General features: G+C 63.0%; 12 protein-coding genes. All 12 read right to left on the reverse strand.

The features are described from left to right. Positions 1–203 precede the first annotated feature (203 nt). The 12 genes from QME84_02525 to QME84_02580 all read right to left on the reverse strand — a co-directional run bounded on the left by QME84_02525 (position 204) and on the right by QME84_02580 (position 11,568). On the reverse strand, positions 204–836 hold the full coding sequence (locus QME84_02525; GenBank protein ID MDI6873151.1) for a V-type ATP synthase subunit D: 633 nt from the start codon (positions 834–836) through the stop codon (positions 204–206). A 40-nt stretch (positions 837–876) separates the two neighbouring features. Continuing rightward, positions 877–2,253 (reverse strand): V-type ATP synthase subunit B, encoded by a 1,377-nt coding sequence (locus QME84_02530; GenBank protein ID MDI6873152.1) that lies wholly within the window; start codon positions 2,251–2,253, stop codon positions 877–879. Between the two features lie 138 nt (positions 2,254–2,391). Next, complete coding sequence (locus tag QME84_02535) at positions 2,392–4,155, reverse strand: V-type ATP synthase subunit A (GenBank protein ID MDI6873153.1); 1,764 nt, start codon at positions 4,153–4,155, stop codon at positions 2,392–2,394. Positions 4,156–4,237: 82 nt separating this feature from the next. Beyond that, the gene (locus tag QME84_02540; protein MDI6873154.1) at positions 4,238–4,561 is read right to left on the reverse strand and encodes a V-type ATP synthase subunit F; all 324 of its coding nucleotides are present in this window, start codon (positions 4,559–4,561) and stop codon (positions 4,238–4,240) included. 66 nt (positions 4,562–4,627) lie between these two features. Continuing rightward, positions 4,628–5,590, reverse strand: coding sequence for a V-type ATPase subunit (locus QME84_02545; GenBank protein ID MDI6873155.1), 963 nt, complete (start codon positions 5,588–5,590; stop codon positions 4,628–4,630). 162 nt (positions 5,591–5,752) lie between these two features. Then, the gene (locus tag QME84_02550; GenBank protein ID MDI6873156.1) at positions 5,753–6,364 is read right to left on the reverse strand and encodes a V-type ATP synthase subunit E family protein; all 612 of its coding nucleotides are present in this window, start codon (positions 6,362–6,364) and stop codon (positions 5,753–5,755) included. A gap of 23 nt (positions 6,365–6,387) precedes the next feature. Next, a complete protein-coding gene (locus QME84_02555) occupies positions 6,388–6,900 on the reverse strand; it encodes a V-type ATP synthase subunit K (GenBank protein MDI6873157.1) in 513 nt (170 codons plus the stop codon). Positions 6,901–6,903: 3 nt separating this feature from the next. Further along, on the reverse strand, positions 6,904–8,886 hold the full coding sequence (locus tag QME84_02560) for a V-type ATP synthase subunit I (GenBank protein ID MDI6873158.1): 1,983 nt from the start codon (positions 8,884–8,886) through the stop codon (positions 6,904–6,906). A gap of 19 nt (positions 8,887–8,905) precedes the next feature. Then, positions 8,906–9,241 carry a V-type ATP synthase subunit H gene (locus QME84_02565; GenBank protein ID MDI6873159.1) on the reverse strand — a complete coding sequence of 112 codons (336 nt, stop codon included), beginning with the start codon at positions 9,239–9,241 and terminating at the stop codon, positions 8,906–8,908. 236 nt (positions 9,242–9,477) lie between these two features. After that, entirely contained in the window at positions 9,478–10,140 is a 663-nt protein-coding gene (locus tag QME84_02570) for an NAD-binding protein (protein MDI6873160.1), read from the reverse strand. 103 nt (positions 10,141–10,243) lie between these two features. After that, positions 10,244–10,906, reverse strand: a complete 663-nt coding sequence (locus tag QME84_02575) for an NAD-binding protein (GenBank protein MDI6873161.1) — start codon at positions 10,904–10,906, stop codon at positions 10,244–10,246. 11 nt (positions 10,907–10,917) lie between these two features. Next, positions 10,918–11,568, reverse strand: a complete 651-nt coding sequence (locus QME84_02580) for a TrkA family potassium uptake protein (protein MDI6873162.1) — start codon at positions 11,566–11,568, stop codon at positions 10,918–10,920. Positions 11,569–11,702: the final 134 nt, after the last annotated feature.

Here is an 11,702-nt window from a genome sequence, read left to right on the forward strand (position 1 = left end):
GCCCCCGGCACGGAGGGGAAGGTCAGCCTCCGTACTTGCGCTCCTTAGTGAGCCGGCTCCTTCCGTCCCGCTTCCTCCGGACGGTTTCCCGGCGTCCTTGAAGGGTAGCAGAAAACGGGCCTCGGGGGTTCACTTCCTACCTTTATGAGTATATGGGGGGCGGAAAACGTCTGTCAAAAAGCGGGAGAGCCCCGCCGTCTACATCAGCGGGAGGCCGCTTCCTCCTGCATGCTCTTGATCTTCATGAGCTGGGTGCGATAGGAGCGCTCCATCTCGTCCAACTTCATGGTGATGTAGACGATGGTCTCCTTCAGGGAGGGGATGAGCACGTGCTCCAGGGCGTTCACCCGCCTCCGGGTGCGCTCTATCTCCTGGGCCAGCAGGCTTACGTTGTTCTCCATCTCCGCCAGCCTCACCAGGTCGGGGGTGAGGTCCCGGTAGTTGAGGAGGGCCGCGTCCAGGGAGAAGGGGGTGGAGATGAGGCTGTAGCAGTCGAACTCGCCCTCCATGCGCACCTCGAAATGGGGAACGCGCACCCCCATGATGTTGGCCTGCTCCACCTCCACCTCCAGGCTCATGGTGGGGACGGAGAGGGACTCCTCCACCTCCTCGGTGATCACCTCGGAGCGGGCGATGGCGAAGATGAGATGCGCGTCGGCCAGGCGGGCCTCCACCTCGCGGCGCAGTTCCCGGCTCTCCTGCACCAGGGCCAGAAACTGCTTCATGAGCTCGTCCAGCTTGTCCTTGAGCAGCTTGTGGCCCCGCTCCGCGATGGCCGCGCGCTTGCGCAGCTTCAGGAGCTCCATGCGGTTGGGGTTCACCTGGATACGAGCCATATCCCGCTCCTCTTAACCGGCAACCCGATCCCTCACCGGCTCAACCGGTATTTTCCATATATTTCCTTATATGCTCCTCCTTGACCCGCTTCAGCTCGGCGCGGGGCAGGATGCGCAGCAGGTCCCAGCCTATGGTGAGGGTCTCCTCAATGCTGCGGTCCTCGTACTCGCCCTGGCGGATAAAGCGGTCCTCGAAGGCCTCGCTGAACTGCACGAAGAGCCTGTCCTCCTCGGAGAGGGCGGCTTCCCCCAAGATGACCGCCAACTCCTTGGCCTCCTTGCCCCTGGCGTAGGCCGAGAAGAGCTGGTTGGAGAGGGGCGAGTGATCCTCGCGGGTCTTGCCCGGACCGATGCCCTTTTCCTTGAGGCGGGAGAGGGAGGGCAGGACGTCGATGGGCGGGTAGATGCCCCTCCGGTGCAGGTCCCGGGAGAGGATGATCTGACCCTCGGTGATGTAGCCGGTGAGGTCGGGTATGGGATGGGTCTTGTCGTCGTCGGGCATGGAGAGCACCGGGATCTGGGTGATGGAACCCTTGGCATCCTTGATCCTCCCTGCCCGCTCGTAGATGGTGGCCAGGTCGGTGTAGAGGTACCCGGGGTATCCCCTCCGCCCGGGGACCTCCTTGCGGGCGGCGGAGATCTCCCGCAGGGCCTCGCAGTAGTAGGTCATGTCGATGAGGATGACCAGGACGTGCATGTCCAGGTCGAAGGCCAGGTACTCGGCGGCGGTGAGGGCCATGCGCGGGGTGGCGATGCGCTCGATGGCCGGGTCATCGGCCAGGTTGATGAAGAGCACCGCCCGCTCGATGGCCGCCGTGGAGCGGAACTCCTGGATGAAGAACTCCGCCTCCTCGAAGGTGATGCCCATGGCGGCGAAGACCACGGCGAACTCCTCCTCCGCCCCCAGCACGCCCGCCTGGCGGGCGATCTGGGCGGCGAGGCGGGAGTGGGGGAGTCCGGCGCCGGAGAAGATGGGGAGCTTCTGCCCCCGCACCAAGGGATTCAGGCCGTCAATGGCCGAGATGCCGGTCTGGATAAAGTCGGTGGGGAAGTCCCGGGCGTAAGGGTTGATGGGGTTGCCGTTGATGTCCAGCCTCTTGTCCGGGATGATGCGCGGACCGTTGTCGATGGGACGCCCCAGGCCGTCGAAGACTCGGCCCAGGATGTCCCGGGAGACCGGGAGCTCCAGGCCGCGCCCGGTGAAGCGCACCTTGGTCTGGCGGATGTTCAGGCCGCTGGTGGCCTCGAAGGACTGCAAAAGGACCAGGTCCTCCTCCACCTCCAGGACGTTTCCCAGCCCCACGGAACCGTCCGGGAACTCCACCTCCACCAGCTCGTTGTACTTGGCCCCCTCCACTCCCTCCAGGAGGATGAGGGGTCCCACTATCTCCTTGACCGTCAAGTACTCCTTGAGCATCTTCTCCGTCTCCTTCCCCACTGGATACTCACCGTCCCGGGGACCGCCGCCGTCCCACGATCCCCCGGCCCGTCCTGCGATCACCCAATATCTGTCAAGGGGGCTCTTCCACGGGACGACCGGACCGTCCCCTGCCCTTCAGGCCCTCACCTCCGAGACCTGCCCGGCCAGCTGCTCGGCCACCTTCTCCTCCAGGCGGTCGAACCTCTCCAGCTCCTCCTCAGGGATGAACTTGGCCCGGGCGATCTCCTCCTGGACGGGGAGGTCGATAAGTTCCTCGATGGGCCTCCCCTTCTCCAGCTCCCGGGTGGCCAGGTGGTGGTAGGTCATGATCAGCCTGAGGAGCCGGTACTGCTTGCGCAGCGAGGTGAAGGCGTCTGCATCGTCGAAGGCGTTCTGCTGCAGGAAGTCCTCGCGCAGGGACTTGGCCGTCTCCATTATCAGGCGCTCCTGGTCGGAGAGGGCCTCGATGCCGATGAGGCGCACAACCTCCTGGAGCTCCGCCTCCCTCTGCAGGATGCCCATGGCCTCCTCGCGCAGCTCCGCGTAGGCCGGCTCCACCTCCTGCCTCCAGTAGTCCTCCACCTTGTCCAGGTAGAGGCTGTAGCTGTTCAGCCAGTTGATGGCCGGGAAGTGGCGGGCGAAGGCCAGCCGGTCCTCCAGCCCCCAGAAGACCTTGACCACGCGCAGGGTGGCCTGGGTCACCGGCTCTGAGAGGTCGCCTCCTGGAGGGGACACCGAGCCTATGGCGCTCACCGAGCCCTCCCGGCGGTCCTTCCCCAGGCACACCACCCTCCCGGCCCGCTCGTAGAAGGCGGCCAGCCGGGTGCCCAGGTAGGCGGGATATCCCTCCTCGCCGGGCATCTCCTCCAGCCGACCCGAGATCTCGCGCATGGCCTCCGCCCAGCGGGAGGTGGAGTCCGCCTGTAGGGCCACGTGGTACCCCATGTCCCGGTAGTACTCGGCGATGGTTATCCCCGTGTACACCGAGGCCTCCCGGGCGGCCACCGGCATGTTGGAGGTGTTGGCGATGAGTACCGTGCGCAGCATGAGGGACTCGCCGCTGTAGGGGTCGGTGAGCTCGGGGAACTCGAGGAGGACGTCGGTCATCTCGTTCCCGCGCTCCCCGCAGCCCACGAAGACCACGATCTGGGCGTTGGCCCACTTGGCGATGGCGTGCTGGAGGACGGTCTTCCCCGAACCGAAGGGGCCGGGCACGCAGGCCGTCCCCCCCTTGGAGATGGGGAAGAAGGTATCCACGATGCGCTGCCCGGTGACCAGCGGCTCGTAGGGGGTCAGCTTCTCCGCGTACATGCGGGGCCGGCGGACCGGCCAGCGCTGCATCATGGTCACCGGGACCTCTCCCCGGGGAGTCTCCACCACGGCCACCACGTCCTCCACGGTGAACTCCCCCTCTTTGATCTCGGAGACCTTTCCCTCCACCCCCACCGGCACCATGATGCGGTGGGTGATGACCTTGGTCTCCGGGACGGTGCCCAGGATGTCCCCGGGGCCCACCTCGTCCCCCACCTTTACCGCCGGGGTGAAGGCCCACCGGCGTTCCCGGGAAAGCCCGGGCTCCTCCACCCCGCGGGTGACGTAGTTACCGTACTTGGCCCGGATGACGTCCAGGGGACGCTGCACGCCATCGTATATGGAGGTGAGCAGGCCCGGTCCCAGCTCCACGCTGAGGGGCTCGCCCGTGGATATGACCTCGTCCCCCGGCCCCAGGCCCGCCGTCTCCTCGTAGACCTGGATGGAGGCCAGGTTGCCCCGCAGCTCGATGATCTCCCCCATCAGCCGCTCCCTGCCCACCTTGACCAGGTCGTACATCTTGGGATCGGGCAGGTCCCTGGCCACCACCAGGGGACCGGAAACCTTGACCACTACTCCCGCTTCCATCTGATCCATCCCCTCTTTTTGACTTATCTCGCGATCCCTCACACACCGGTTCCGAATCTATTTCCAGCTTATTCCAATCACGTCATCTCTCCAGGTCGGCGCCCACCGCCTTGATGATCCGCTCCCGTAACCTGGCCGCGGCCATCTCCCGGGTCCCGGTGACCGCCGGAATCACCAGCACCACCGGCAACCCGCCATGGGGCGGGAACCCGGGTACCTCCCGGTGCAGCACCTCGAAGACCGGCTCGGTGACCATGATCACCGCGTAACGTTCCAGGTCCAGCTCTCCCCAGATGTGGGGACCGTCCTCGGGAAGAGAAGCGATGAAGGTCTCCACCCCCAGGGCCCGGAATCCCAGGGTGGAGGTTCGACCCCCGATCATGGCCACTTTCTTCCTGGTCGTCATCCGCTTCTTCTCTCCTTCCCATACCTTAGCCGCCTCCCGCCCTGTATTGCCACTTCTCTCCTCTCCCTACTCCAAGTAGGGCTTGCGGAGCATCCTCTCGATGGCCTCTGGGGCCAGGTTGTGGAGCTTGCCCATGAGGATCATGCGCACCATGGTCACCTCGTTCTCCCGGGCCCGCACGAAGGCGAATACCGGCTCCACGCCCACCGAGATGCGCCGGCTGGCCCGCAGCATGTCCATGATATAGTCGTCGCTGCGGCGGTCGAAGTCGCTCAGGCTTGGCTTTTCTTCCTCCTCTCCCAGGAGCTCCAGGAGGCGGGAGGAATAGCGGGTCTGCTCCAGCTTGCGCATCATCACCTCGTCGGTGTCGCCGTAGAGGTCCAGAAGGTGAGGGAGGGGGATGAAGCCCCCCTCCACCAGGGACCTCTGCACCGCCTCCCGGTCCTTCCCCAGCCGCCTCGCCCGCAGAAGGGCCTTGAGGTTGGCGAAGTCGATGCTCGTGCGGGCGAACTCCACCAGGAACTCGCTCCCCTCCCGCCGGGCGAGGAACAGGCGGTAGCGCAGGTAGTGGCGGTCGATGATGGTCTCCGCCTCCTGCGGGGAGGGCTCTCTCTCCATCACCTCCACCACCACTTCCTTGTATGGTGAGGGGAGCTCCAGGGGGTTCTCCACCCCCCGCCTCAGGACCTCGACGTCCATCCTCCCCAGCCGGGGCAGGAGTGCTTCCTCCCCTGTCCCCCCAAGGCGCGCCTTGAGCAACACCTTGAGGTTGTGGAAGTCGTACCGGCAGTGGAAGAACTCGAAGAGCACCGAGTCCTTGGGGAGGGCTTCCCGCAGGAACTCGTAGACGTCGTGCAGGTAGTTGATGAGCCCGTCATCCACCTCCCGGGCCGTGGAAGCCCCGGCCAGGTAGTCCCCCATCTCCACCTCCTCCAGGATGTGCAGGGCCTCCTGGAAATCGGCCTCCACCAACCTGCCCAGGTGGTGGGAGACAAGAAGTTTCTTCTCCTGAGCCCTAACCCTCCCCACCGCATGACCGTAACGAAGCACGTCATGGAAAGGTTTGAATACCGGCCGCCGTACCTGAAAACGGGCGAGAGGCTTTTCCGCCTCCTCAAGAGTGTATTCCAAGGGTTTCCTCTTCCAACGAGGCCTCTTTCCCAAACTCAGTTTACCGGACATAACCATGCTCTACTTGCCTTCTCCCGGGCCGAAAAGAAGACGAATGATAATCTCCTCGTTCTCCTCCCACACCCTCTGCAACAATGCATCCACCGAAAGATTGACCTCGAGTCCCTCGCCGCGCAGAATCACCCCGCGGTCGAAGGTTACGTCTTCTCCGGAAAGGGCCAGCTCGCCCCTTTTTCCCATAGCGGCAAGTTCCCGGTTTATCTCTTCAAGAAGACCGCTTTCCAGCAGGTCCCTGTCATGCCGTGAAGCCATGATCATCTCATTTCCACTGACCACGCCCTCTAGGATGATCCCCTTCAACCAACCCCGGTAACTCTCTTCAGGGAGCTCTCGGAATAGGCGAGCGGTTTCCCTTACCACCTCTTCCACAAATTCATCCTTGGTTGCAAGCAAACTGATACGCCCCTCCAGCCTGGCACGACTGAGGATATTGAGACGTTCTCTCTCCGCCCTGGATCCGAAGGACCTGGCTATGGATTCTGCTTCGCGGCGCGCCTCTTCCTCCGCTTCCTTCCTTATTCGGACAGCTTCTTCCTCCGCCGCAGCCAGTATGCGGCGGCTCTCCTCCTCGGCATCGCTCCGAATCTTATTGAGTAGTTTTTCCAAGGACATCTGTTATTCCCCACTCACAACTCTCAAATCCCCAAGGCAGAGTAGAGCGGCTTTATGACCACGAAAAGGTAAATAATGGTCACGATAAGGGAGAGCACCGCGTAGGTCTCCACCAGCGCCGGGAGCACCAAGGCCCTTCCCATCTCCTCTCGCCGCTTGGCCACCATGGGAGCCGCACCTACGCTGGTAAGGCCCTGGTAGATAGCCGAAATGCAGCACACGAAGGCCACCGGGAGGCAGGCCAGGAAGACCTGGAAACCCACCCAGCCGGGCAAGGCCCCCCATCCCGAGCCGGGTTTCATAACGAAAGCCACCACCACCCCGGTGATAAACCCGTAGATTCCCTGGGTACCGGGGATGACTACAAGCGGCAGGAGGGGGCCGAATAGATCCGGCATATCCACCAGGATGCCCCCGGCCACGTTGGCGATATAGGTTATTCCCATGGACGAGCCCATCCCTCCTCCGATGACTGCCAGGGCAGCGCCCAGGACCGCCCAGTGCACGCCGGACAATCCGCCGAAGGTCGCGTTCATGCCTTACCTCCTCGAGTAATCGTCGACTACCACCTTTTCCGTAACCAGTCCGAATGGCCGGAAGGGTTCCCCTCCGTCCTCATAGAACTTCCCGAAGAACTCCACGTACTGCAGCCTCAGGGGGTGGACGAAGGCGCCCAGCAGGTTGATGAGCAAGTTAAAGAGGTGGCCACCGGCGAGGATGACCACCATCAGAACCACTCCCAACACAGGGATAGCGTAGATCATTCCTGCCATGCGGTTGATCACGCTCCCGATGGCCACCGTGGCCATGCCCAGGGCGTAGAGGCGCAGGTAGGAGGCCACGTCACCGATGGTGCCCCCGAACAATCCATACAAGTTGTAGAGGCCGCCGAATATCTTGCCCAGGATGCTCTTGCTGGAGATGTTGGAGAGGAATATCACACCCCCTGCTCCCGCGGCCAGCAGTATGGTTCCCGCCGTCTGCACCGGCTTGGCCTTTATCCCACCCCCTAAGGCTAGTACGGCCAGTCCAAGCCACAGGAGCAAGGTAGTCCCTTGCTCGCAGAAACCCAGCCATACCGAGTTGTGGCGCATGTTGTCGTACATCTCTATGGCCACCCCGATGGATATGTGCAGAAGCCCCAGCCCGGCACAGATGAGCATCATAGGCACGGGGTTCATGAGCACGTCCAGGGATCCCTTGAACTTTAAGAAGGAGGGGAGGGATTCCCCGTCTATACCGAACCAGCCTCGAGTGAAAACCCCGGCAAACATTGAGGCTATGCCGCAATAGAGCATGAGGCGGAAAAAGCGCCGCACAGCTTCGGAGAGATCGAATTTTCTCAGGGCGAACCAGGAAGCCAGGCAAATCAACGCTCCGTATCCTACGTCCCCGATGCACATCCCGAAGAAGAGAATGAAGAAGGGAGCCACGAACGGCGTGGGATCGGTCTCTGCCGGATTGGGCAACCCGAAAAGGTTGATCAGACTCTCCGCGGGCCTTATCACCCTGCGGTTGATCAGTAATGTGGGCGGGAAATCCCCCTCTCCGGGGGGCTGGAGAGCGATGTCCAGGGTATCTCCCAGTTCCTCGGTTGCCCGGAGCACCTCTTCCTTCTGTGACTCCTCTACCCATCCCTCCACGGCCACCACCCGTTCCGTGCGCAGGAAGTTCTCCTTGACCTCTTCTTTGAGAAGCTGGTTGCGCAGGTAATCGCGGAGGGCCAGGAGCCTGGGTTTGAGGGGTAGTTTTTCCCTGATCCTTTCCTCAAGCGCTTCCTTGCCAGCCCTTTCCTCCTCCAGGACCTTCTCCAGCCGGGTTATCTCCTCCTCTGGAGTTCCCTCCACGCCCGGGAAACAGACCTCTTCCAGTGCGTATTTCTGCGCCAACTCCCGGTAAGCGTCCAGGCAATCCCGGTGCACGAGCACGGCCAGGAAGAGGCGCTCCCCCTCTCTGCGGAGTTCCTCCCACCACGAATAGGGACAGGCGGCCTCCATCTCCTCCGCCCATGCCGCGTACCCAGGAGCGCCCAGGGTCACTAAGGCGGCCCGGCACCAGCGCAGGCGCCCAAGCTCGCCCAGGGGAAAAAGGAGGTCCTTCCAGTGGCCCAGGGCTTCCAGACTCCTCCTGGTCTCCAGGATGCGGCTCTCGGTATGTCGTAACTGGATGTCGATCTCCTCCAGCTCCCGGTAGAGCGCTTCCAGGTCAATCTCCCGCTCCACCCGCAGGAACTCCTCGTAGGTGAGGTGGACCCTCTCCTGCAGGAAGCTCCCTAAAAGCCCCCCTTTCTTCTCCTCGAAGCGCTCCAGGAGCTCGATAAGGAAATCGGATTTCGAAAGGGACAGCCTCAACTCCCGGACCTCAGGCCGGCACGGCTCGGCCAGTTCTTTTATCTCCTCCTCAAGACGGGACGGAAGGTTCACCACGTGCACGGCTCCCAGCTCGTAGAGCCGCTGGATGAGCTCCTCCCCGTATTCGCAGGGAGCTAGAATGGCGACCTTGGACATCCTGGCGATGGGCATCTTTTACCTCTTCGCCACATTAAAAGGAGGCCTTTCCGGCCTCCTGCAATCTTTTCAATAGGAGAGCTACCGCCTCTCCCTTCCTTTCCCGGGCGACAGTAAGCAGGGCCGACTTCCTCCGGGAGAACTCCGCAGCTATCTCATCGGCTTCCCGCCTGGCTTCCCCCAACCTGCGTTCCAGCTCCTTCTCGCCGTCCTCGCGGGCCTTCTTCCTCTCCGCCTCCCTGTATGCCTCCGCTTCCTCCCGGGCCTTTCTCACTAGCTTCTCCGCCTCTCGGTGCGCTGCAGCGATGACCTCCGAGGCGGACTCCTCCGCCTCCTTTATCATCCTCAACTTCTCCGCCGTGGTTCTCATCTCCTGACTTCCTTTCCCTCTCCACGCGCAGCGCAAGAGGGACGGCTTATCGGGCTACGCCCGCCCCAAAAGCTATTCTGTACACCCTCCCTCGAGTCGGCGAGATTTTCAGTCGGCCGTAATTTTATTTTCGGAATACCAAAATTTTAATTCCGGCATTAAACATATTAATTCCATTCAGCACCGTTGACAAGGCCTGTCCGGGAAGGTTTTCCGCGATGGTTCCCGGAGCGGACTTAACTGGTGAGGATGCGCTTGAGATCCGCCTCCTTCTCCGGCTCGGTCACCGCGATGACCGTGTCCCCCGGCTGCAGCACCGAGTTGCCCTGGGGGATGATCACCTCGTCGCCCCGGATGATGGAGACCAGTACACAGCCCTGGGGGAGTCCCAGGTCCCGCAGGGGGATCTCGCAGGAGCGGCAGCGGTCCTCGGGGAGGTCCAGCTCCACCACGGCCAGCTTTCCCTTCTTCAGGGTGTGTAGGGTGATGATATCCCCCACCGTAGTGCGCTCCTCGATGAGCTGGGCGATGACCGTGGTGCTGGATATGGCGTCTATGCCCAGGCGATTGAAGATCCTCTCGTTTTTGGGGTTGTTCACCCGGGCCACGGCGCGGGGCACCTGGAAGTGGGTCCTGGCCAGCTGGCAGGCCACCAGGTTGTCGTCGTCGTCCCCGGTGACCGCGGCGAAGACGTCGGCCGCCCCCACCTCGGCCTCCTCCTGGTAGCGCAAGTCACAGCCGTCCCCCTCTATGACCACCGCCGAGGTGCGGGAGGCGATCCTCTCGCAGAGCTCGCGGTTACGCTCGATCACCGTGACCTTATGACCCTTGGCCTCCAGTATCTCGGTCAGGAAGGAGCCGACCTTCCCGCCACCCATGATCACTACCCTGATCTCCACTCACCCCTTTCTTAGGCCCCATACAGCCACGCCGCCAGGTCCCTTTTACTACATTTCGCCCGCTTCCTGAAGGCGATCAGCACCCTCATGCCATTATCACCATTCAACTGAGCCCCAGGATCCTCTTCAGCTCCTCCGCCTTCTCCGCCTCGGATACGAAGAGCACCTTGTCCCCCTGCTTAAGGACCAGGTCCCCGCGGGGTATGAGCAGGCGGCGGTCGCGGAGCACGGTGGCCACCAGGGTCTGCGGGGGTAGGTTCAGCTCTCCGATGCTCTTTCCCACCACCTTGCTCCCCGCCTCGAGCAGGACCTCCTCCACGGCCAGGTTCTCGCGGCGCAGCTTCAGGAGGGTCACCATCTCCCCCAGGGAGATCTCCTCCTGCACCAGCTGGACGATGATGGAGGCGCTGCAGATGGCCTCGTCCACGCCCCAGTCGGAGGTGAAGAGCCATTCGTTCTTGGGGTTGTTCACCCGCGCGAAAACCAGGGGCACGCCGTATTCGAACTTCGCCAGGTAGGAAATGACCAGGTTGTCCTCGTCGTCCCCGGTGACCGCGGCCGCCACGTCCGCCCCGGCCATCCTGGCCGTGTCCAGTATCTTGGGCTCGCAGGCATCGCCGTGGACGATGGCCGCGTCCGGGAACCACTCGCGCAACTCCTTTACCCTCTCCAGCCTCTTTTCCACCACCACGACCTGGTGTTCCTTGGATAAGGCCTCTAGGAGGTACCTGCCCACCATACCCCCGCCCAGCACGATGATACGCATCTCCGTCCCCCTCACTTAAGACCCAGCAATCTCTCCAGCTTGGCCTGGCTCTCCTTGGCCACGGCCAAGAAGAGGATGTCCCCCTCCCTGAAGATGGTCCCGGGGATGGCCAGCCTGGCGCTCCCCTCGCGGACCACGGCCACCACCTGGACCTCCCCGGGAACGTTGAGATCGGCCGCCCTCCTTCCCGCGAGGTGCAGGGGGAGGTCCAGCCTCACCAGGTCCACCTCGCCGCTTCCGAACTGGAACTCGCTGTCCAGCTCGCCGTGGGATATGTAGCTCAGGATGCGGTGGCCCGCCCAGGCCACGGTGGCCACGGTGGGGATCTTCAGGCGCCGGTAAATCTCCGCCCGCCGGGGGTCGTAGATGCGGGTTATCACCCGGGGGACGCGGAAATATTCCTTGGCCAGCCGGGCGCTGACGATATTGCTGTTGTCGCCGCTGGTCACCGAGGCGAAGGCGTCCGCCCTCTCTATACCGGCTTCGATGAGGGCATCGCGGTCGAAGACCACGCCCTTCACCTTCTTGCCCGAGAACCCCTCCCACAGGTTCTCGAAGGCCTGGGGGTCCTTGTCGATGACCGCCACCGTGTGGCCCTCCCTCTCCAGCATGTAGGCCAGGTAGGACCCCACCCGGCCGCACCCGCCTATGACCACGTGCATCTCCTCACCCCCGCACTGTCGATTCCTCAGCCGTCCTGCCGGAGCCCCAAGGCATTCGCCCGATCATTACCATTTCTTACCATATGACCCTTTCCCGACCCCCGTTTAACCTCCTTCTTCCCGGCCAATCGGCC

The organism is Actinomycetota bacterium, assembly GCA_030019255.1.
In the GTDB taxonomy this organism is placed as follows: domain Bacteria; phylum Actinomycetota; class Geothermincolia; order Geothermincolales; family RBG-13-55-18; genus Solincola_A.